Origin of the sequence: Shewanella corallii, from assembly GCF_023349125.1 — a bacterium.
GTDB classification, from domain to species: Bacteria; Pseudomonadota; Gammaproteobacteria; order Enterobacterales; family Shewanellaceae; genus Shewanella; species Shewanella corallii.
The window spans coordinates 141,856-163,552 of the sequence record NZ_JAKIKT010000003.1 but is presented as its reverse complement, the minus strand read 5'-3'; the positions used below and the strand labels follow the sequence as shown (position 1 = coordinate 163,552).

At 47.3% G+C, this 21,697-nt stretch carries 22 protein-coding genes and 4 tRNA genes; 15 read left to right on the top strand and 11 right to left on the bottom strand.

Features of this window, described 5'->3' with window-relative positions; all coding sequences use genetic code 11:
• Window positions 1-69 precede the first annotated feature (69 nt).
• The gene (locus L2725_RS09835; protein ID WP_249248815.1) at window positions 70-912 is read right to left on the bottom strand and encodes a DUF2989 domain-containing protein; all 843 of its coding nucleotides are present in this window, start codon (window positions 910-912) and stop codon (window positions 70-72) included.
• A 199-nt stretch (window positions 913-1,111) separates the two neighbouring features.
• Between L2725_RS09835 and L2725_RS09830 the strand changes: the two genes are divergently transcribed.
• From L2725_RS09830 to L2725_RS09815, 4 genes are all read left to right on the top strand, one after another.
• The gene (locus tag L2725_RS09830) at window positions 1,112-2,545 is read left to right on the top strand and encodes a glyceraldehyde-3-phosphate dehydrogenase (protein WP_249248814.1); all 1,434 of its coding nucleotides are present in this window, start codon (window positions 1,112-1,114) and stop codon (window positions 2,543-2,545) included.
• 374 nt (window positions 2,546-2,919) lie between these two features.
• Window positions 2,920-2,995, top strand: a tRNA-Gly gene (locus L2725_RS09825).
• Between the two features lies 1 nt (window position 2,996).
• A tRNA-Cys gene (locus L2725_RS09820) sits at window positions 2,997-3,070 on the top strand.
• Between the two features lie 42 nt (window positions 3,071-3,112).
• A tRNA-Leu gene (locus tag L2725_RS09815) sits at window positions 3,113-3,199 on the top strand.
• 553 nt (window positions 3,200-3,752) lie between these two features.
• Here the strand turns inward: L2725_RS09815 and L2725_RS09810 are convergent.
• Window positions 3,753-4,052, bottom strand: a complete 300-nt coding sequence (locus L2725_RS09810) for a hypothetical protein (protein ID WP_249248813.1) — start codon at window positions 4,050-4,052, stop codon at window positions 3,753-3,755.
• A 371-nt stretch (window positions 4,053-4,423) separates the two neighbouring features.
• Here L2725_RS09810 and L2725_RS09805 point away from each other — a divergent pair, with 371 nt between their 5' ends.
• Window positions 4,424-5,704: an endonuclease gene (locus tag L2725_RS09805; protein ID WP_249248812.1), complete on the top strand. Its 1,281-nt coding sequence runs from the start codon at window positions 4,424-4,426 to the stop codon at window positions 5,702-5,704.
• 380 nt (window positions 5,705-6,084) lie between these two features.
• Here the strand turns inward: L2725_RS09805 and L2725_RS09800 are convergent, their stop codons facing one another.
• The 3 genes from L2725_RS09800 to L2725_RS09790 all read right to left on the bottom strand — a co-directional run bounded on the left by L2725_RS09800 (window position 6,085) and on the right by L2725_RS09790 (window position 8,175).
• Entirely contained in the window at window positions 6,085-6,549 is a 465-nt protein-coding gene (locus L2725_RS09800; RefSeq protein WP_249248811.1) for a DUF4262 domain-containing protein, read from the bottom strand.
• Between the two features lie 324 nt (window positions 6,550-6,873).
• Window positions 6,874-7,440, bottom strand: a complete 567-nt coding sequence (locus L2725_RS09795; RefSeq protein ID WP_249248810.1) for a hypothetical protein — start codon at window positions 7,438-7,440, stop codon at window positions 6,874-6,876.
• Window positions 7,441-7,770: 330 nt separating this feature from the next.
• Entirely contained in the window at window positions 7,771-8,175 is a 405-nt protein-coding gene (locus tag L2725_RS09790; protein ID WP_249248808.1) for an MAPEG family protein, read from the bottom strand.
• Between the two features lie 1,798 nt (window positions 8,176-9,973).
• Between L2725_RS09790 and L2725_RS09785 the strand changes: the two genes are divergently transcribed.
• Window positions 9,974-10,819, top strand: coding sequence for a delta-class carbonic anhydrase (locus L2725_RS09785; protein WP_249249075.1), 846 nt, complete (start codon window positions 9,974-9,976; stop codon window positions 10,817-10,819).
• A 118-nt stretch (window positions 10,820-10,937) separates the two neighbouring features.
• Here L2725_RS09785 and L2725_RS09780 read toward each other — a convergent pair whose 3' ends face one another.
• From L2725_RS09780 to L2725_RS09770, 3 genes are all read right to left on the bottom strand, one after another.
• A complete protein-coding gene (locus tag L2725_RS09780; protein WP_249248807.1) occupies window positions 10,938-11,828 on the bottom strand; it encodes a TolB-like translocation protein in 891 nt (296 codons plus the stop codon).
• A gap of 445 nt (window positions 11,829-12,273) precedes the next feature.
• Complete coding sequence (locus L2725_RS09775) at window positions 12,274-12,720, bottom strand: GNAT family N-acetyltransferase (RefSeq protein ID WP_249248806.1); 447 nt, start codon at window positions 12,718-12,720, stop codon at window positions 12,274-12,276.
• Window positions 12,717-13,400 (bottom strand): NAD(P)H-binding protein, encoded by a 684-nt coding sequence (locus L2725_RS09770; protein ID WP_249248805.1) that lies wholly within the window; start codon window positions 13,398-13,400, stop codon window positions 12,717-12,719. Before L2725_RS09770 ends, L2725_RS09775 begins: the two co-directional genes overlap by 4 nt.
• Window positions 13,401-13,673: 273 nt before the next feature.
• Between L2725_RS09770 and L2725_RS09765 the strand changes: the two genes are divergently transcribed.
• The 4 genes from L2725_RS09765 (at window position 13,674) to L2725_RS09750 (ending at window position 15,416) form a co-directional block, all read left to right on the top strand.
• Window positions 13,674-13,892 carry a hypothetical protein gene (locus L2725_RS09765; RefSeq protein ID WP_249248804.1) on the top strand — a complete coding sequence of 73 codons (219 nt, stop codon included), beginning with the start codon at window positions 13,674-13,676 and terminating at the stop codon, window positions 13,890-13,892.
• Between the two features lie 86 nt (window positions 13,893-13,978).
• Window positions 13,979-14,356: a hypothetical protein gene (locus L2725_RS09760; RefSeq protein WP_249248803.1), complete on the top strand. Its 378-nt coding sequence runs from the start codon at window positions 13,979-13,981 to the stop codon at window positions 14,354-14,356.
• A 171-nt stretch (window positions 14,357-14,527) separates the two neighbouring features.
• Window positions 14,528-14,866, top strand: a complete 339-nt coding sequence (locus L2725_RS09755; RefSeq protein ID WP_249248802.1) for a hypothetical protein — start codon at window positions 14,528-14,530, stop codon at window positions 14,864-14,866.
• A 13-nt stretch (window positions 14,867-14,879) separates the two neighbouring features.
• Window positions 14,880-15,416 (top strand): SLATT domain-containing protein, encoded by a 537-nt coding sequence (locus L2725_RS09750; protein WP_249248801.1) that lies wholly within the window; start codon window positions 14,880-14,882, stop codon window positions 15,414-15,416.
• A 38-nt stretch (window positions 15,417-15,454) separates the two neighbouring features.
• Here the strand turns inward: L2725_RS09750 and L2725_RS09745 are convergent, their stop codons facing one another.
• Window positions 15,455-15,616, bottom strand: coding sequence for a hypothetical protein (locus L2725_RS09745; protein ID WP_249248799.1), 162 nt, complete (start codon window positions 15,614-15,616; stop codon window positions 15,455-15,457).
• 280 nt (window positions 15,617-15,896) lie between these two features.
• Between L2725_RS09745 and L2725_RS23220 the strand changes: the two genes are divergently transcribed.
• Complete coding sequence (locus L2725_RS23220) at window positions 15,897-16,451, top strand: prepilin-type N-terminal cleavage/methylation domain-containing protein (protein WP_283164264.1); 555 nt, start codon at window positions 15,897-15,899, stop codon at window positions 16,449-16,451.
• A 90-nt stretch (window positions 16,452-16,541) separates the two neighbouring features.
• On the opposite strand, the gene L2725_RS09735 is transcribed toward L2725_RS23220, so the two are convergent.
• Window positions 16,542-16,967 carry a hypothetical protein gene (locus tag L2725_RS09735; protein ID WP_248936319.1) on the bottom strand — a complete coding sequence of 142 codons (426 nt, stop codon included), beginning with the start codon at window positions 16,965-16,967 and terminating at the stop codon, window positions 16,542-16,544.
• Between the two features lie 264 nt (window positions 16,968-17,231).
• On the opposite strand from L2725_RS09735, the gene L2725_RS09730 reads away from it, so the two are divergent.
• The gene (locus L2725_RS09730) at window positions 17,232-18,401 is read left to right on the top strand and encodes a low temperature requirement protein A (protein WP_249248798.1); all 1,170 of its coding nucleotides are present in this window, start codon (window positions 17,232-17,234) and stop codon (window positions 18,399-18,401) included.
• Between the two features lies 1 nt (window position 18,402).
• Here L2725_RS09730 and rnhA read toward each other — a convergent pair whose 3' ends face one another.
• Window positions 18,403-18,873, bottom strand: a complete 471-nt coding sequence (rnhA, locus tag L2725_RS09725; RefSeq protein ID WP_249248797.1) for a ribonuclease HI — start codon at window positions 18,871-18,873, stop codon at window positions 18,403-18,405.
• Window positions 18,874-18,984: 111 nt separating this feature from the next.
• Between rnhA and dnaQ the strand changes: the two genes are divergently transcribed.
• The 3 genes from dnaQ (at window position 18,985) to L2725_RS09710 (ending at window position 21,302) form a co-directional block, all read left to right on the top strand.
• On the top strand, window positions 18,985-19,719 hold the full coding sequence (dnaQ, locus tag L2725_RS09720; RefSeq protein ID WP_115136941.1) for a DNA polymerase III subunit epsilon: 735 nt from the start codon (window positions 18,985-18,987) through the stop codon (window positions 19,717-19,719).
• 9 nt (window positions 19,720-19,728) lie between these two features.
• Window positions 19,729-21,087, top strand: coding sequence for a TIGR03503 family protein (locus tag L2725_RS09715; protein WP_249248796.1), 1,359 nt, complete (start codon window positions 19,729-19,731; stop codon window positions 21,085-21,087).
• 138 nt (window positions 21,088-21,225) lie between these two features.
• Window positions 21,226-21,302: transfer RNA gene (locus L2725_RS09710), tRNA-Asp, on the top strand.
• The last annotated feature ends 395 nt before the right edge of the window (window positions 21,303-21,697 follow it).

Below are 21,697 nucleotides of genomic sequence, written 5' to 3'. Positions count from 1 at the left end.
GTGGTAGGGGCTGATATGGGCGAGTCTTGCTGCCGTTTGACAGCTCCCATCGCCCAGCATAACTGAATGTCAGAAATTCTCCAGCCGGGAACGCAGTGAACTGGTGCCATATTCACCATCTTCAAGGGCGTCAGCGAGGTCTTCAGCAATATCGTCCAATTCGTCAATGTTATCGGCTTCACCATGCAACATTCTCAGCATTTCATCTTCATCGACTTCATGGTCTGCCAGAATCACATTGGCCCGGGTAAACAGGTAGGCTTCAGGGTAGGCTCTGTGGGCATTGGCGATGCGGGCCAGACCCAATAACCAGTTCGGATCGACATTGGTCTCATCAGCTCTTGCCATGGCGGTGAAGTACATCTCCCGCGATTTATCAAAGTTAAACTTCTCGTAATAGGCGGCGACAGAGCCCAGCAGTTCAGGGTCAGAAATTCTGTCATTTTCAGCCGCCTTGAGTACTTTGTCCCTGGCTTTGTCATCGCTGAATCTAGCCCAGTGATAATAGGCGAGGAAAAGATCATCACTGTTTTTGGTTTGTTGCTGGAGTTCGGTGAGCGTTCTGGCGGAATCGGAAAATGCTTTTGCCCGTTCGTGGGTTCTTTGGGTATTGATTACATGCTGCACCCCTGAGGCAACTTCTATGCAGCGGTTGTAATCCTCAAGTGCCAGAATTTGTTGGTAAAGTAGCTTGCCCTCAGGCCCCTCTTTAAGTTTTGAGGCATACCTTTTGTCAATAAGAGTACTTTTTTCCTGCCAACACCAGGCATCCTGATGGAGGTCATCACAAAGTTCAGGATTATTTTTACATAAATGAGTGCCATTTTTACCCCAATCACACCCGTTCAAAGCAAAGATGAGTAGAAATGGTGTAAATATTACAAGTTTCGACGGGTTTGTACGTCCTTTCATAGTTTTTCTCTAATTAAATTACACACTTATGAGAAATATCCTGCTGGCTTCCAGCCCGCGATTTCATTACAATACCTGCCGACCAACAGAGGCAGACCCCGCCTATAACAATGAGTATTGGTCAAAAGTTATTGTTACTCAAACCTTTCTACTCTGTACCCCTGTAGAAAAGTTAGGAAGTGAGATAAAGGATCTGTAAATGAGCGCTGATAAACACCTGCAAAGCTGGCAAGAACGTTTTGAAATGGCTGAAGCCATGCAACCTCTTCTTGGCAAGCTGTATCGCAACCAGGGCGTAGAAGTTCTGGTATACGGCAAGCCATTGCTGGCTGCTTCTACGATTGAAATTATCAAGGCTCACCGTCTGGTGCGCCGTCATGTAGGTGACAAACTGCGTTTACGTGAGAGCTTCCCGTTTGTTGAAGCCCTTAGCAAGTTGCCTGTAAAACAGTGCCGTGTAGACATTGGTAAGCTGGCTGTTAACTACTGGCGTAACCATAACGACGCCTCTGAAATCGAAACCTATATGACTGCTGAACTGGCTACTGCCATTGAGCATGCCAAAGAGATGGAGCCTAAAGATGTGGTTCTGTACGGTTTCGGTCGTATCGGTCGTCTGTTGGCTCGTCTGATGATTGAGCGTACCGGTCGCAGCAACAACCTGCGTCTGCGTGCCATTGTTCTTCGTGGTGGTCGTAAGGGTGACCTGGAAAAGCGTGCCAGCCTGCTGCGTCGTGATTCTGTTCACGGTCCATTCAATGGTTCTGTTGAGGTGGATGAAGAGAATAACGCCATCATCGCCAACGGTACTTACATTCAGGTGATCTACGCCAACTCTCCGGACGAAGTGGATTACACCAAGTACGGCATTAATAATGCGCTGGTCGTAGACAACACAGGTATCTGGAAAGATGAAGTCGGTCTGGGTCTGCACCTGAAGAGCCCTGGCGCTTCAAAGGTACTGCTGACTGCACCTGCCAAGGGTGATATCAAGAACATCGTATATGGTGTAAACCAGGACGATATTCTGGAGTCTGACATCATTGTTTCTGCAGCATCCTGTACTACCAACGCCATTACTCCGGTACTGAAAGCAGTTAACGACAAGTACGGCATTGAAAATGGTCACGTGGAAACCATCCACTCTTACACCAATGACCAGAACCTGATCGATAACTATCACAAGGCTGACCGTCGTGGTCGCAGTGCGCCGCTGAACATGGTTATCACTGAAACCGGTGCTGCCAAAGCCGTTTCCAAGGCACTGCCTGTACTGAAAGGTAAACTGACCGGTAACGCAATCCGCGTTCCTACGCCTAACGTATCTATGGCGATTATCAGCGTTAACCTGAATGCCGAGACCAGCAAAGAAGATATGAATGAGTATCTGCGCCACATGTCTCTGCACTCTGAACTGCAAAACCAGATTGATTTCACCGAATCCACTGAGATCGTATCCAGCGATTTAGTTGGTTCACGCTATGCGGGTGTTGTTGACTCTCAGGCGACCATCGCTGAAGGCAAGCGTGCCATTCTGTACGTATGGTACGACAACGAGTTTGGTTACTCCTGCCAGGTAGTGGGAGTTATGCAGAAGATGCTGGGCCTGGAGCCTTTGTCTCTGCCTGCATAAGCCTGTAGTAATCTGATATAAAACGCCTCCACTTGTTGGGGGCGTTTTCTTTTTGAACAAATAATCTAAAGCTGCTTCTATTGGCAAATGCAGTTGCCAGACTAACCAGGACTAATATTTCGCGATAAGATGACATTTAATTAGACTGTTTTGCTCTCTTTATGCTCGCATTGCTGAATAATAAGGCAAACAGTGCTGAATTCATTGATAAATCAGTTTTCCACGTTGACAGGACAGGTCAAATCAGTAGAATTCGTTTCGCAGTCAGGGAGAAGGCAACGCCTTAAAAGCTCTGATGGGCTCAGATAATACTGAGCAAGACATTAACTCTGCCGAAGAGTGAAGTCTTAAAAAAGTTCTTTGGAGAACACCATGCGACATTAGCTCAGTTGGTAGAGCGATACCTTGCCAAGGTATAGGTCATCGGTTCGAACCCGATATGTCGCTCCAAGGCGCGATGGCAGAATGGCTATGCTGCGGATTGCAAATCCGTCGATCTCGGTTCGACTCCGGGTCGCGCCTCCACTCTTTCTAGTTTGTGGCCGTAAGGCGACAGACAACGAAAATGCCCGAGTGGTGGAATCGGTAGACACAAGGGATTTAAAATCCCTCGCTGGTAACAGCGTGACGGTTCAAGTCCGTCCTCGGGTACCATCTTTTCTCTTGTAATAGAGAGTTAAGAACAAAACGACCAGCCTAGTGCTGGTTTTTTTGTATCTGCGTTTTGAAAAGAGATCTTTGGAAGACAAAAGCTACAAGGGATTTGTTTTTACAAGATATGCCTCGTTGGTAACAGCGTGACGGCTGGGTGGCCAGCCCCGTCAGTCCGTCCTCGGGTACCATCTTTTCTCTTGTAATAGAGAGTTAAGAACAAAATGACCAGCCTAGTGCTGGTTTTTTTGTATCTGCGTTTTAAGAAGAGATCTTTGGAAGACAAAAGTTACAAGGGATTTGCTTTTATAAGATCTGCCTCGCTGGTAACAGCGTGACGGCTGGGTGGCCAGCCCCGTCAGTCCGTCCTCGGGTACCATCTTTTCTCTCGTAATCGAGAGTGAAGAACAAAACGACCAGCCTAGTGCTGGTTTTTTTGTATCTGCGTTTTAAGAAGAGATCTTTGGAAGACAAAAGCTACAAGGGATTTGCTTTAATAACGTCAGGCTAATTCTCGCATCTAAATGACTTCCTCAAAGTTAGCGAGCCATTCACATCATAACCATCTGGCGCATGCCGTGTTCTCAATAATGCGCTGGTAAATCTGGCTATCTATTACGCCATCGGCATGAAGGTCATCCAGGATGGACTCTAAGTCTTCAAGTTCATCAGCGCAGCCGCAGTGCTCGCTAAAAGCTTCCTGAGCGACAATCAATACATCGCTGAATTGTGCTGGACTCAATCTTGAATGGGCGTCTTTTAGGATTACAGCCACATCTCTCTTTAGCGACAGTACATTTAAGCCCTTGGTGATCTCAGGCGTTATCGTCTTTATCAACTCAATATGATTTTCCATCATCTGACCTTGTAGCTAATCCACATCTAGCGTTCGAATCTGGCGCCCCCAGAAAAGAAGGTACCCAGCCATAAGTTACGAGTACAGTATATTAACAGGTAGAAGCAGTAATGTTCGAATAGGCGGGGGCTGATTGTTAAATGTTGTCAGGCCGTCGAGGGCTGCCGAATTTAGAATGCGATAATTCTCGGCTGCAGTTCCAACGCTTGTGTTAATTGAAAATACATTGAGTAGCTACATTTATATAGCCTGAAGCGCTGACGAATAATTGATTAATGTCGGTCCTTAGTTTTGTTTTGTTGGTTGTGACTTAAAAGGTTAATCAAAATATGCTCATTTAAGCGGGTCTTTCACTACTTTAGGGAATAAAGATGAAAAACTTGCTATTGGCGGGGGCATTGCTGCCGTTCGCAGTCTCCTCACAGGTACTGATTACCGAAGTATTTTATGACACACCAGGAAATGATTCTGTCGAAGAATGGATAGAGTTAACCAACGTCGGCTGCACAGAGCAATCATTGGCTGGATGGTCGATTCGTGATAACTCGGCCACTTACTATCTCAACGGCACACTGGCACCAAATCAAAGTTATGTAATAGCCAGATCTGCTTCCGGCTTTGAATCTCTGTATGCCGCTCAGCCTGATGCCAGTGGTCTGACGCTCGCTCTGGGTAACAGTGGTGATTATGTTCAGTTGCGTGATACCAACTCAACGGTTGATATGGTTGCCTGGGAAAATAAGGTCTCCGGCTGGAATATCGCGGCAAAGTACAAAACCATTTACCGCAACAGCCCTACAGATACTGACTCTGTTGACGACTGGGCAGTTCACAGTGGTTATGGTGTGCCCGGTGACTACGATTATCCTGATACTTCATGTGGCGGCAACGGAGGTGGTGATGGTGGCGGTACTAACCCGGGTGGCGAAGTGGGCGGTCCCGATGGCTACTATGATGATGCCAGTGGGTTAACCGGACAGGCGTTGAAAGCCAAACTTGGCGAGATTGCTGCCCGTGGCCATACGCAGCTTACCTATTCTCAGGTGTGGGATGCGCTGAGCTACAGTGACGAAGACCCAAATAACCCCAACAACGTGATTCTGTTTTATACCGGCCGCAGCCAGGACAAAGGCTATCGTTCCGGCGTGTATAACGACGGCGATGCCTGGAACCGGGAACACTCCTGGCCCAAGTCTCTGGGGTTCCCATCCAAGAGTCAGTGGGGCTACACAGATGTGCACCACCTGAGACCCACAGATGCTTCGATGAACTCCACCAGAGGTAACAAGGACTATGACAACGGTGGAAGTCCTGTCTCTGAGTCTCCGGATAACAAGACTGATAGCAACAGTTTCGAGCCTCGCGATGCGGTGAAAGGGGATGCTGCCAGAATGATGTTCTATATGGCCGTCCGTTACGAAGGTAACGATGCCAATATGCCGGATCTCTACCTGGTCAATGACACCTCCAGTAATACCGGAACCCCAAAACTCGGTGTCCTGTGTACGCTGCTGGCATGGAATAGCCAGGACCCGGTGGATGACTGGGAGCGCAGGCGTCACGAACGCAACGCTGAGTGGCAGGGTAACCGCAATCCCTTTATCGACAATGCCCAGTGGGTAGATGAGATTTACGGGGCTTCCTGTAACTAAATGCAAAAGGTAGTAAGGCCGGGCATGTTAAAGCATGCCCGGTTTTTTTTGTTAGAAGTGCTGTCTATGGATAGTACCAGGCGAGTACCAATTGCTGCGTTACAGGGGACTGAGTGTGTACAGCGGCTGTGTTCGGTTTATCAGGGCGATGTGTTGGAGCTGCCGAGTAAGGCGGTATTCAGGGCAGAGCGGGATAGGGCGCTGAGGGCGGAGTACTTCAGCATGCGAGGGAAGGGGAGTAGGGCCGACACCCTGGCCGTGAAGTATGGACTGTCACGGCCAGGGTACTGGTGATTGTTCGGTGGATGGGGGTTGGGGCTGGAGTTGCTTTGGATAACGCCTGCAAGCCAAACGTTTTTTATCCGTTCTAGAGGCGTTTGTTATATTTTACTTAGCGCACCACTTGAATTGAGTATTGGTTGAGCCCAAACGTAAAACTCTGATTTTTCGTCATCCCAAGGCCATAAACCGCTGGTCGTAGGCCAGATTAATTGAAGCACTTTGAAATTATCTCCATTGTGAAGCCACAACCCCCAACCAAGGTATTCTTTGTAATGAGTTTTATCTACTTCAATAAAGCAAACGTCGTATCCCGCTATGAAGTCAGAATAAAACTGACCTGGTTCAAACGTTTCTCCATTAAGTAGGCGATCTTTGTAATTATTTACAATAGAGTGTGATAAGTCGTTATTTAATCCAATGATAATTAAGTCTGGTTTATTTTGCTTTCTATTGATACCGATGGAGTATGTAAACTCTGGTTGTCCGTCACCTTCCATGACTTTTAATACGTGGCAGCCAAACTTTTTAATATTATCTAGGGCTTGTCTATCCTGCTTGTCCACTGGACTCTCCGTAAAATATAACTTTTATATAGTGCGCATGCGCATTGATCATTAGGTACCGATGATATGCGCGCTTAATTTTTACCAAGTATTGCTCGGGATGGAAGATGTTGTCCAGGCTGGTTTAGTTGCAAGGTGTGTGGAAGTGTCCGGGATTTGTATCGGGTGTGGAGTGGCCGTGATGGTGGAGTCACTGGCGGGTGTAGTTGAGCGAAAGCTCTCGGTCACCGTTTATACCATAATGAAAAACGGTACTCGACAGGGTGAAAAACTACCTGAATTAGCCGGATAATAATCGACGGAATGCCACAGTAACTTATATGGTTACTCCCAGTTTTCATTAACCCAACCTTCGAAATCTGGATGCTCTAATCTACCTTTTTTAGTAAGTTCTTCGGGCTTTTCTGACCACTCCCCTAGATGAATCTCGGTTGTTGAACGCAATTTATTCCAATCTAGTTGGTCAATTTCATCATCATCAGGCTCAAGCCAAGATCCTCTGAAAAATAGTTTTCCAGATGAAATCTGTTTTATGAAATCCCGTATGGAACCCGCCACAAAATGAAACTCACCATCAGAACCCCAGAAAACGACAGGGGGAAGCTTGTTTAAGTCTGGGTAATACCAGAGGCAAAACCCCGAACCTGTGCCATCTCTACCTAATTGGTAAAACTTGTGTTTGTCGTATTCTTCGATGTTATTTTTAAACCAACTACTTGCGTCAAAGGTCTCGATTTCGACCTTTATGGGCTCACTTTCCAATGTGACTAATTGTGGTCTAGCAGACCTGGATGTTTCAAAGTCGATTGGCCACCCAATGAGCTCTTCATCTTCTAGTTTCCATAAGAATTGAATACTTTCTAAAACATCTGAGGCTAGTTTAATTTCCATATTTCTCCTAAGACCTAACATTTGTGTAGTGCGGATGCTCGCGGATCACAAGGCACCGATGATATGCGTGCTTAATTTTTCATCAAGTATCGCTCGGGGTGGGCGATGTTGTCCAGGCTGGTTTGGTTGTAAGGTGCGGGGAAGAGCTGGGGAGTTTGTATCGGGTGTGGAGTGGCCGTGATGGTGGAATCACTGGCGAGTGTAGTTGAGCGAAAGCTCTCGGTCACCGTCAATACCATGATGACAAAGTGTACTCGATAGGGTGAAAAACTAACTGAATTAGCCAGATAATAATCGACGGAATGCCACTGTCACTTGTTAGGGCGATACTCACAACCAGCGCATTATACCAGAAACAAACACACCTATTAGCCCAATTGCACTTACTACAAACGATACACTACGCATCAATTGAAAATTGGCGTAATAAAAGATCATGTGTCCAATACGACCCAAAAGATAGATTAGCGATGAGATATTTACCCATACTGGATTGGCTGACGAGAACATCGCGAACAACATAAATAAAACTAAAATACCGACAGTTTCATTGCTGTTTGCAAACGCTCGACTAGAACGAAATAAAAAGCTCTCATGCCCAGTATTGACTGAAGTGCCCGGCGTGTGTCCCTGCTTTATACCCGTAACATCAGCAATTAACAACTGAATGAAAAATAATACGCCTGATAAACCAAGCACCAAAACACTTGCGCTATATTGAGTAACCAACTCCATTCGATAAACTCCAATATCGATTGTTTCCTGTAAGCCCTTACAATTATAGATTGCGACCTTGCAAGGTAGACCAATCTTGCAAGATTGGTCTACCGAGGCTCGTGTCCGGGTTCATAAACGACTTCATACCTTGTCATTTCAGAGGCACTTTGGGGTATAAGTTAGCCATAAACCAATACCTCTCATTGCCACTCATGCAACCGCCCTTGCTTAACGGGCGAACAAACCCTATGGCACAATTTGTGCGAGCATTGTATCTGAGTTCTATGTGACATAAATCAGTAATTTAGATGATGTTTGACGTGGTGTCAGGTTGGGGGAGCATGTGAGGGTTTGTATCGGGGCGTGGCCGGAGGTGTAGTTGACCACGACGAACGTTCCCTCTGACGAACGCTAAACGCGGCTGCCAATATGTTCAGCAAATTCACACTGCAGATTCCATTATGCTCTATGGCTCAAAGCTACGGGCGGTAGCTGTCCAACGGGACCTTTTTATAACTGCATTGCATTACCCAATGATTTCCTTCTTGCCTGAACAATGAGTTTCGCGACCTTTAGATCAGACTCTTTATTTGGGCCAAGACCAATATTTTGTTCAACTACGCTTGTAAGCGAGCAGGCTATACGAATCGCATCATTTCCTTCAAGTGCCAACCTAAAGATATGCGGTACATAACTATCGTACTCATCGTCCCACTCATTATCCCCATCGTTCACTCCGATTGGATCCCACTTCTCTCAGAGAATCTTTGCTATAGCTGAGTACAAGGCTTTTTGTTCGGTAGATAGTTTGCTCATGTGTGATTATATATAACATTCATACATTACGAGCTTACAAGGTACCCAACCTCGGGAGCTTGGTCTAGTTTGGGGAGAGTGGAGGTTGGTTGGGGCTGGGAGATAACGCTCGGCTCTGTGGCGAGCGTTAGCGCGTTCATTCCGCAGGGCGATGCTGACTTGCTTACTATGTGTTTTGCTGCTTGATGTAATTAGTGATTTCATTCAGAACCCCTTTCCCCATTGTTCTAGAAACTAACTCATCTAGCTCACCAGATAGAAACTCATCCCACGAGACGCTTGTGGATGCAGACGAGTGCGCGAACCTCCCGGAAGTGCACCATACTTTCTTGTCTGATGAAATATAGACTTCGTAGAACTCTCCATTAGGAATGTCATTAATCCATTCTTGGATCTTCTTTGGAGGTTGATACTTTTCCTTTAAGGTCACGACACTTCCTCAATACTCATAATTTATACATAGCGCTAGCCTACAAGGTACTCAACCTTAGGGGTGTGGTCCAATTTGCGGGCTTCAGTGAAGGTTTGCTTGGTGTATGGGTGGAACCATTCCCACTTTGAGTGTTCAGTCGCCTGAGCATCCACCCACTGCCTCCTCAAGTCTCATTTGCTTCTGCCACCTCGATTGGCAGCTGTATCTCTCAGGTCTTTGCGCCAGATACTTGCCAGAATGATCTCACCGCCATCCAGGTTTACAGGAGTAGGGATTAAACTAATTTAACAATCAGCATGCAGTATATCGATTTAATTTCAGCTGGTTACACTGCTGCTTGGAGGTTTTGGTCCGGTGAACCTTTAATATTGCATTATGTTTCTTCGGTGTTGCTATGTCGTATGTATTATGTGTTTGGTTTGGCACGCATTATTCAGTGCTAATCACTACGGCGCTCGATATTGGATTTGGTGGTAACGACTCCTGTTGTTATTGAGAGCTGACATTACAAAGCAATCAACAATAATTACAGAAGAGAGTCATACAATGAAAAATCCATTGGTTTTTATGATCTTATGCGGTGCTGTATCAACTGGTTCTGTGGCAGGAGTACTCAGCACCCACGATAATCAAGACGCCGTTGCCGATTTGGTGATATCCAAGCAACGGATGACACTGGCCAACAATACGGACGGTAAGGGGTATGGGCCTCAATCACCGAGAAATATCGACGCAACCGCTGGCAATAACCATCTGCAGTTCAATGCTTCTCCGGATCGAACTCAAATGAACCTTTGTAACATCCATTTCCACAAGAATGCTGAGCATCAGGGCGGAGAGTTTACCCTGTACGCAGGTAACGGCGATGGTCATGGATATAACAGTGGCTATAAGTACTCAGGCAAACTGAGTAAGGCTGAACTTAAACCAGTAAAAGAGATGAAATGCACTACAGAGCATGGCTGTGTGGGGCCAGGTGATACGATAGAAGTGCATTATGTTTATTCAACCGCCAAAGTCGCTCCGGGGCCTACCCTTGGATCGTGTCTTAATGAGGCTGTTAATAACCCCCAACTCAGAGTCGAAGCACAGGTGTTCGTATTGGTAAACGACCACAGCGCGGCGGATTTTGTGACGCTGACTGAGGTCAGTAAACAGGGTGGTTTCTATCAGGCCCAGAACATCCCGACGGATACAGGTAAGCCCGTTCAATACGCTGGTTCTACCACGGGCCCGAAATACAATGAGAAAGGCTCACCGTTTCAGGTCACCTGGAGCGTCAGACCTAAAGTTGAAAAGGTAGACGTATCAACTGTTCAACAATGGCTCGATAACAACCAATTTGATGAAGACCACGCCCATGGGGTTAGGAATCTGGTAAAAAATCCAGATTTGTTGTCGTCAATCCAATAGCCGGTTTCAAGTGACAGAGGTGTTACTTTACCTCTGTCACTTTCAGTTTAAATGTGAGCCGTTTAGGTATGACTCTATATCGCGTAAGACAAAGCAGCTTGTAGATTGAATCTACCTGTTACTTTTTCGGCTTTAGGTTATCAATAACCTGCGCATCCACCCAGTAGCTTTTGCCGACCCACTTGCGACTGCCATCTTCATTTTTTGTCCATTCTCCCCGTTTAAAGAACAAATACTTGCCGTCCGGGGTGAGCTGCGGACTTTGCTCATAAATTGGGGTGTTTATCTTGTTGCCCATATTGAGCGCGGGACCCCAGGAACCATCTTTTTCCCTGAAACTGATATAAATATCAGGCTGGCCGTAACCATCCTGTCGCTCGACATCCCACATTAAGTAAGACTCGTCGGGGGCAACATGGGGATGGGCTATATATTCACCGGTATTAATATGGCTGCCCAGTTTAATTGGGGTTTGCTGCTTGCCGTCGATCAAGGGTGAATAACCGATAAAGCCTTTGCCATTATCCTCTTTGGGGAAGAACACTATGTAGTAAGTTCCATTATCGGCAAGGGTGATGCCGTGGGCCTGATCTTTTAAAAATTCGCCCTGGGGCTTTGGTTCTGACCAGCCGGATGCGGTTTTCACCCTGTATTCCCGGCCGCCATACATCATGTTGCCGTCTTTGGAATATTTAGGCCATTTGATGTCAGTCTCTGACTCTTTGCCCCACTTGCCGTTTTCATAGCGAATCACAAAAAAGGTACGCTGTTGGTATTTACCGTTCTTTCGGGAGAAGTAAAACTCCCTCATGTCCGGTGAGAAAGTGCCGCCTTCAAACAGGCCATCGGGAGACAGCATCCCGGGAGCAAACAGCTTGGGAGTCAGACCAGGTGGGGTTTCGCCAAAATAGCGGTCTTCAATGGCTGGGAGTTTATCATCGCCATAGCTGCTGATACTCAGGGCAAGGGTCGAGAGTAACAGGGGAGTAGACAGGGAGATGCGTTTCATATTTCATCCTTGGCTTAAGGTCACTTAAAGGTTGACTACCAGGCTGACGAAAACTGCCTATTCAGCACTAATCACGAGTTACCTCAAGTAAGCTAACCAAGTCGGGAATTGAAAAACACCCTGGACCAATCAAATTCAGCGCTTCCCATTTGCTGCCCAACACTTCCCACCAATCAAAGCGGGTTTGATAAAAACTGGGCAACACCAAAACAGATTTTAAACTCTCTGTTAATCATAGGGTTGGTGGAGTGCTAATGCTGTTGCGCAATATGTTTGTACGACATTTTGTGGATGAGGGAATCACAGTATATGCAGCAGCTCAATTGTAAATTGATATGTACTAGAGGGCAGAACTTATCCATTTGATGTATTGGCCTACACGTGATATCACTGCCAGCTTCTGAGTCAAAAGCCAGGGTAAGGGAGCTGCTTAATTCTATTCCGGTTACGACAAATCCAGATAAAGTCTCAATCTATCTTTGTGCTGAATTCCATTTTCAAAGATAGGTTCGGGATAGTTTAAGAAATAGTCTTTATCAACGGCTTCAACCCGAAAGCCAATACGCTGGTAGAAGGTGAGCTGATAGCCGAATGTCCCGGTGCCAAGTTCAACTCTGTTGATCCCTTTGTTGGACAGGTCTGCCAACACAAATTTGAGCAAGTGGGAGCCTATGCCTTGACCTTGAAGGTCAGGGTTTACGGCGATATTACAGATCTCAGCAAGGACAGCTCTGTGGGACTTAACGACGCATACGGCCTGCACTCTATGTTCATCTTTAGCGGCATAACACCAGGCGTCAGCCAGATAGGAAGAAATGTTCTCCTCAGAAGGATCTGCCTCAAGAAGCAACTCGAGTGGCACGTCAGCGCTTTCAATCTGTTCGTATTTCATCTTTTGGCAGACTCTTTGACCAGTGCTTGCATCTGCGATGATGTCACTCTGCTCACTTCAACTTCAGTTGGGTTAAGGCTCAATTGGATAATCGCCTCGGCGACGGTTTCAGCCTGTATTGGCAGGTAGTTGGCTAAACGACCAACCGCTAACGGTTTAAGTACTTTTGCGACAGCTTGCAGCAGCTTTTCATCTGACCTTGTTTGCTGGCGATCTCCGGCTAACGGGCCGGGCTGTAAAAAGGTGGTTCTTTTGAAGTTGAGGGCAGTAACTGCCTGCTCCATCTCACCTTTACACCTAAGGTAGTGGGAAAAAGAGCGGGGATTTGCCCCAAGGCAGGACACGATGACTATGTGCTCTACGCCCATTTGTCTCATATTGGCGGCAGTAGCCACGACCAGGTCGACATCAATGGCTTTTAGCTTCTCTTTTGAGCCGGCTTGTTTGATGGTCGTCCCCAGGCAAATTACACCGACGAGAGAATGGCTGTTATCCGCAGAAAAACCATCAGCGGTAAGCTCGTTACTGATGTACTGAGTTAACTTGCTGTGTTCTATGGGTAAGGGCCTGCGGGAGAGGGTGGCCAGGCACTCAACTTGGGGCGTTTCCAATGCCAGTTTGACCAACTCTTGGCCTGTCAGCCCGGTTGAACCTGCGATCAGCATAACTATTTTATTCATGATTTACGGTATTTTGTCGTTACACCAGATAGTTGCTGATACTATCCGTTACTGCGTTATCAGGGAAGCCTGTCAAATCTGGTTGCAATCATTGTTTCTGTAATCCGGTCTGTAGGGTATTCCGTATAAAATTTAAGTAGCAGCAATATTTGAATACAGTTATTTGCGCTGTGTAGCAATCAATTAATCTTTTGCACATGTCCACATCATGGGGAACTTGCTATTATTTATATGGGTTTGTTGACCCATACATTCACCAAAAAAGGAGCTGAGATGTCAGCAGTAAAAGTGGGTGCTTTTGAATTAAGCAACCTTGACGATGTCACTATGGAGTGGCTGATAAAATTTAGACGCAGTAAAAGTATTGAAACTCTGGATATGATGACCGACAGAGCAGAGCGGGATAATCAGGGGAAGCATGTAGTACTGGATGCGATTAATCAAGCCTGGTGTGTTCGCGAAAAAGAGATTAAAGAAGGGCGTTTTGTTTAATACCTGAGTATGAAGTTTGACCGCATTGATGGCGTTTTAGTCAGGTGATAAGTAGCCTGATTCCAAATTTTTGGAATACGCTGAATATGTCGAATAAGTTTTCTGTTGCTAATCTTGCCACTATCTTTCTTTCCTTTACTGCCGGCGCCCTGCTAACCGGGTGGTTATTGACGAGCTTCTTTGACCAGGTGCTGCTGGACCTGAAAGTCCGTGATTTAAGTTATGTCGCAAATGCGCTTGAGCAAAATGATATTGAAACAACGGTACTCATGGTTGAGTTGGCTATACCTCACCCAACTTGTGAACTGCAGCAAGTGGTAGAAGACAGCCTGTTCATCTTTTTCGCTGATGGGCATTTAGAGGCTGCGTTAGATGACGCATTTAAGCTCATATCTGTTCCTCACGCTGAGCGCACCCAATATTGCAGCGACCTGATGGCGAGCTATCAAGTGAATAAAGGCTAGCGTGTAGCCAATACTTCCGTTTTAGCTCAGCTTTATTGATTTTACTCTGGCAGGAAGCCAGGCCTCATCCTAGTTCTACTCCCATTTCTCTCCACTTTAGGGCTATGGACATTGTCGCCGTGATTACGGAAGTTCTGACATCTGACACCCAGCGGATTTCAGGGAGAGAAAATGAAGCTGATACTGGCTTTGGTAATGGTGTTTGCTGTGATTGTGTTACCGGTAAAGGTGGCTGCTGATCTGCTTGGAGCAGAGAACAGCACGCTTTTCAGGTGCACCCTTTGTATTCTTGGCTCTTTTGTATCTTTGTTTATTGCTGCGGATATTACTGACCATGTATTTCTGCAGTACCTCATAGGCTTTATTGTTACACCTGTTTTCTATTCCCTGTTTCTTGAAGTCGGTTATGTTCAGGCACTTTTTATTTCGTTGCTGACCAGTGTGCTCCAAGCGGTTGTTATGTACCTGTTATGGGGTAGTATGGCGTTGGGCACCTGGATTTTGGGATAGAGGGAACTTAAACGTGGAAACCATTAAAGTACTTGAGCGCATAAAACGGAACAGTCAGCTGTCTGCCTATGCCCATTTTGGCGCGGCTGAGCGTATGTCCAATTTGCATTTGTGGCTGGGTATTCCAACAGCTGTTATTTCAGTTGGCCTGGGCTCGGTACTGATGGCAGATCTCAAGGAAACGATTCCCGATGTGGTGAAGTGGGTCGCCGGGGTGTTGTCGCTGGTGGCGGCACTGTTATCGACACTGCAGACCATATTCAACCCCAAGGTGGGCAAGTCCAAGCACAGGGAAATTGCCAACAACTACCTCGCCATAAACAAGAATTCCGAAATAGCCATTGCTGCCTTTCATGATGGCCTTATTGATATCGATGGCCTTTCCGAAACGCTGGCGGAGCTTAACGAGGAGTATGATTCTGTGGGCAACTCGGCCCAGGATTATCCGACCAATGATAAAGACTGGAAGCGGGCCAAGAACAAAATTAAAGAGTTCGATACCCGCCGCGAAGCTCTGGCAGCCAGCGGCTTACCCTCACAGACTGAGTAACTTCAGAGCTTAGTCACTGAGCGGTATGAGGCTGGTTGTCACTCTGCAGATTTTTTAGACAGGATAAATACAGACATAATGGCCAGCGTGGGTAGCAGCCCCAAGGTTAAAAACTGAGGTGCGTCCAGCAGCGCCGATGCGAGTATTGCTGATGCCCAGAGTATGCTGGTGGCGATAATCTTATTGCTGCATTTCTTCATCGAAATATCCTGTTCGAACCATCGTTTCTACAAACTTACACAAACCTTCCTGCTATTAGCAAAATTCAACTGTAACTGAGTCTGTACCTTCGGGAGTACATGGGGTTGTATATCGCTTTGGTAGCGCTGAGTGCCAGGTTGGGAGTAGTGTTGTTCAGTGTAATGCTGATCTTAATCAAGTGACTGATTACTTAGGTTAAATTTACTTATCCTGCGAGTGTGACTGTGCTAACGTAACGGCAGATTTTAAATACCTGATCACACAAGGACTGGAAACAGGATGTTTGTAACTCAGCGGTCGTTTTCACCCAAAAGCTCGCAACAGGGCTTCACGCTTATTGAACTGGTTATTGTCATTATTATTCTGGGTATTGTTGCCACAGCTGCTGCGCCAAAATTTATCAATTTGCAATCAGATGCCAAAGTCAATGTACTGCATGGTATTGCGGGGCAAATCGAGTCCACTACCGATATGGTAAAAGCCAAAGCAAGAGTGCAGGGCCTAGTGCCTGTTGCAGAGGAGCCGGGTATGGGACCTGCATTGCAAGAGTATGTGGTTGATTTTGGCTTTGGCAAGGTTGAAGTAGATTGGCGAAACCTGTGTCCGGAAGCTCAGGGTGAAGTCGTCGACGGTGACGCCGCGATGACATTTCGCGACTTTATGAATATCGACCTGACCGGTGGCCTTAAGGACTCTCTGGACAACCAATACTATAAAATAGGGTACAAATTGCCCCTGTCAGGCGCGCCAACCAATGAAGGTTGTTATGTGGTTTATGACTCTTTCGGCAAACCTGACTGCACAGTAACCGTTGTCGATGCTGAGTGCAGATAACTGGCATAGTCAATTACGCCGCTGATAAACAAAAGGCCCTGAGTGTTCAGGGCCTTATTATATCGAGCAGCTATTGCCAGCGTTGGGAAGTTACATTACGCACTCGCCCAGTGCTTTTCCTTTTTCGATACTTCTTTCAATCAGAGACTTGGTTTCTTCGCTCTGAATTCTGTCCATCATCTTGTTCATCAGGGCTTCGGCTGATGACTCCGACGTTGCATCCACCATGCAGTTATAGGCAGAAGCAATATGCTCGGTAACTTCATTCAGTGCCTTGGGATTGGAGAAGTCCAGCTCCAGTGCTTCTTCTACTGATTTGACCAGCGCTTCAGCTGACTTGGCAGCATCGCCAAACTGTTCAAGATCCAGCTTGCTCAGATCAATAGACTCCATCTGCTCCTGAATCGAATCTACCGCTGTGTTGGCTGCACTTTGCGCTTTATCTATGGCTTTGTTGGCGTCTTCACAGGCCGATAAAGCGGTAACCATGATCAACGCGCCTATTACTTTCTTCATTTTAACCCGTTAACAAATAACTAACTGATAGATATGAACTTAAGATGATACCAAATTTCGGTATTCATATCTTTAAAAGTGCTTTGAAATCGGAGGCAGCGACCTGGAGAAGCGTTGTAAGGAATTGCCGCGGGTGCCTTAGCCACCATCAAATACTCAAAGGGAGGAAGCATTTAGCACAGTGAATGCTTTTTGGACTTATGAGTTGTCTGTGTGTTCAAATTCAGAGTAATTAACCAAATAGCGCTTATTAAAGGGATACATATGAGCTTGAAACCTTTGCTCGCGAGATTGAGTGATGAGAAACATCGTGCCTCTACCCAACTGGAGTTGTTGTTTGACTTGGTGGTGGTCATCGCCATCGCTATGGCTGCCGATCAGTTAAAAGAGCAGATTCTGGCGGGCGAGGTGTTATTTGGAGTGAGTCAGTTTCTGGCTGCGTTTTTTCTGATTTGGTGGCCCTGGAACCAATTCTCCTGGTTTGCATCTGGCTTTGACAATGATGATGCCGCTTACCGGATTAATGTGATGGTGATGATGCTGGGTTTGTTGATCATTACTGCCAGTTTGCCTGACTTCTTTGAGCATCAAGAGATGGGAATGACGTTCCTGGGTTATTGCTTGATGCGGTTGTCATTCGCGCTGTTGTGGTGGCGAGCCGGACACGATAACCCTGAGTTCAGAAAGGCCGCTAAATTACGGGCGGCGGGATTAGTGGTGATGCAGGGATGGTGGGCATTGGGCGTGTTTATCGTTCCGTCAGGCAGCATTCCCTTTTATCTTGTGTATGCCGGGGGCATAGTGGGTGAGCTGCTGATCCCGCGTCTGGTCGATAAGAACTTTTCACTGAACTGGCACCGGGAACACATTATCGAGCGTTTTGGTTTGCTCAACATCATTGTGCTTGGCGAGTTAATGCTCAGCTCTGCAGAGGCTTTTGAGGCCATCCACTCTGATGGGCACATACTGAAGCTCATCCTGTTGGGTATTGGAGGGATGACAATTACCTGTGTGCTTTGGTGGCTGTATTTTCTGGAAGAGGAACATTTGAGCTCAGACGAGTCGGAAGTTGCATTCGCCTGGGGATATGGTCATTTCTTGCTGTATGTTGCAGGCGCAGCAATTGGCAGTGGCCTGGGAGTTATGCTGCACTGGCTGACAGAAGGTGCCCATCATTTGCCTGCTTACGCTTCTATGGTGGTGAGTCTGCCTGTAGGTCTTTATGTGGTGGCGCTTTGGTTGGTGCGGGACAGGTATATTCTGGCCAGACAACACAGCTGGCGACTGCTTTTAGTGGCTGTTGCTTGTACGGCTGCAGGCTTTTTACCACCAGAGGTATGTTTGGTGACTGTTTGTGTACTGTTGATTGTCGGGTTGATATACCGGACATCGCCAGCCTGCACAAAAGCAGTTCAGGCTGACGAGGGAGTATGACTCAGGGCTGGTAGCCGGTATCTTCTTCGGTTGGATTGGCTTCAGCTGCCTCTCTGGCAATCTGATCACAGCGCTCGTTCTCCGGATGACCGGCATGACCTTTAACCCACTGCCAGTCCATATCATGGATCTGGCGGGCGGCGTCCAGGCGCTTCCACAAATCCACGTTCTTTACCGGCGTTTTATTGGAGGTGACCCAGCCTTTGGCTTTCCAGCCATGGATCCATTGAGTGATACCCTGACGCATATATTGACTGTCTGATGTCAGGGTGACTTTGCAGGGCTCTTTCAGTGCCTCAAGTGCCAGAATGGGCGCCAGCAACTCCATACGGTTGTTGGTGGTCAGGACAAACCCGCCAGACAGCTCTTTGACATGGTCTTTGTACTTCATGACTACGCCGTAACCACCTGGACCAGGGTTGCCCAGACAGGAGCCATCTGTAAAGATTGAGATATGTTTCAATTGGATCATCCGATTGATAGTTTTCTATGCGGCCGAGTATATCGGATAGTAAGTACCTTCGATATAGGTATAATGCCGCATCTTTCTTACGTATCGCCGTTTGTGAGGCTACGACGAATTATGAATATTGTTTCCAGTGCCAGCAGGCAGATTATTCTCGATACCGAAACCACAGGTATGAACCAGGGCGCAGGCCCGGTTTTTCAGGGACACAGAATCATTGAAATTGGCTGTGTTGAGGTGGTTAACCGTAAGCTGACCGGGCGTCACTTCCACGAATATATCAATCCGGATCAGGCGATTGATGAAGAGGCGATTGCGGTTCACGGTATCACCAACGAGCAGGTAGCCAACTGTCCACGCTTCCACGAGATCGCACAACAATTTATTGAGTTTGTGGATGGCGCTGAAATTGTCGCACACAACGCAACGTTCGACGTTAGCTTCCTTGATTACGAACTGTCACGCCTGTCACCTGCGGGTCCAAAGCTGGACGACATCTGTGGCATTCTCGACTCGCTGGAAATAGCCAAGTTCCTGCACCCGGGCCAGAAAAACAACCTGGATGCCCTGGCTAAGCGATACCACATTGATAACTCCCGTCGTGAACTCCACGGCGCATTGCTCGATGCTGAAATTCTTGCCGATGTTTACCTGACGATGACCGGCGGCCAGACTAAATTTAACTTAAGTCTCGGCGGTGAAGATGGCGGTGCAGGGGCAGGGGGCATTATTCGTCTGCCACAGGGACGAAATCCTCTTAAAGTTGTGACCGCAACGGCCGATGAAATAGGTAAGCATGAGCAGCGCCTTGATCTGGTTGCCAAATCAGGGAAGTGCCTCTGGAGAGGATAATTAACCCGAATGAAGCTATTGCAATGTCTTACGCTGGCTGGCTGGTTGGCGTTGACAGGGAGCGCGATACCCGCCGCGGCTGATAATACAGCCGCCCAATCTGCTGTAACTGATGACAGGTATACCCCTTTCAACGCGCAGGAACTGCAGAACCTGTTCCGTATCGACCATATGGTAGACAGTGTCACCTTGCTGGTGGCCCGGCCTTATGGCTCAGCCTCTGTGGTGGTGGTCACCCCGGACGGCTCAAAATGGTATGCCAGCCGCCATCCGGAGAATATTCGCTGGGTTGACGGTATGACAGGCGATATCATCACCATTCAAAAGCCTGAACCAGGCCCTTATCAACTGCTGGGTAAGCTGTCTCCCGGTTCAATGATCGAGCGGGTTTCAGATCTGTCGGTTGAGTTGGACCCTTTACCTCAACCCCTTTATCAGGGCGAGAGAGTCAAGGTCACTGCCAGATTTCTGGGTGATGAACAGCTGATCCGCATGCCCGGTCTGGAATATATGATTGAGTGGCGCGCCCGTTTCACCAGTCTGCGTAAGCCAGAAGAGAAAAACTATGTTTCCGGTACCTTTCCTATCGGCAGCTACTCAGACAATGGCGAGTATCTGGATGAAAAGCCGGACGATGGCATATTTACCGCTGAGCTGAATCTGAAACAGGACTGGGGCAGTTATACCTTCAGCGTTACTGCAGAGAACAAGGTATTTGAACGTCAGATCAATATGCCGATTTATCTGTCGCCTTCACCTGTCACCTTGGAAGTGGTCAGGCCCGAAGATGCAACAGTGACGCCCTGGAAGCTGAGGGTGAATGTTGACGAGTCTCAGGTGCTACCATCAGAGACCTTTATTCATCTTGAATACCACGGGCCAGATGCGGCTCCTGTGCCTATGCTGCTTGAGCAGATGATAGGTGGCAGTAACGATATTGATTTGTCGGTACAGGATTACGGCGGATATCGGATTACCGGAACCATCGCCAGCACCACTCAGGGTGGCAGAGAGATTCTGCTGTCGATGGACGATCTGTTTTTCAACAACCCCGAGCCACCACCGCCACCGCCTGATCCTCGCTTACTGGCAGAAAAGGCGGCGAAAGAGGCAGCGTTGAAAGAAGCGGCTAAGCAAAAGCAACAGATGACCTGGGTCATCGTCGCCAATGTGGTGCTGTTATTGATAGGTGGTATCGCCATTGTTATCTGGCGCAAGCGTCAAACCCTGAAGGCGGCAATGGAAGCGGCGCAGCAACGCGTTGTTGCTGAGCAGGCTGCGATCCCAGACGATGAGAAGGATGATGCTGACAAGTTGGATTTGGATGACCTGGATCTGGCTTTGCCGGATACGGAAGCCAATCAATAATCCACAAACAACAGCAGGGAAGGGGAATGAAAACAACCCCTTCCTGCCTGTTGGTTGAGATTTGAACGGTCTGAGCAGGTTGCTTAAATTTATGCTTGACCTGTTATCCAACCACATTTAATATGCGCTCATCTCAGCGGAGCGGTAGTTCAGTTGGTTAGAATACCGGCCTGTCACGCCGGGGGTCGCGGGTTCGAGTCCCGTCCGCTCCGCCACTGAGATACTTAAATAGCCACCTCTGATAGGTGGTTTTTTGTATCTGCCGCTCCTGAAAATGCTCCGCATTTTTGTCTCGTCTGGAGGCAGCCCCGCCGAATGACGGACCATGCTTCCAATCCTTCTTTCTCTGAGGTTCCTTTAAAGCTGAGTCTTTTGAACCCTGGTCTGACTGGTTGATCTATTTCTCTGTGGATTCCAGTTAGGTAATTAAGATCCCTTTAATTTTCAGACGGTAAAAATGACCCATCTCAGGTTTTGGAAGGAGAGGTGAGTCATGGAGTTTGATGTCAGGTTTGGTTTTCTGCTGTTTGGAGTGTTCTCTGTAGTTGTCGCAGCAGGTTTGATTGCCTGGTCACTGTTGTCATCCAGATCTTCAAAGCGTTGATGCTGC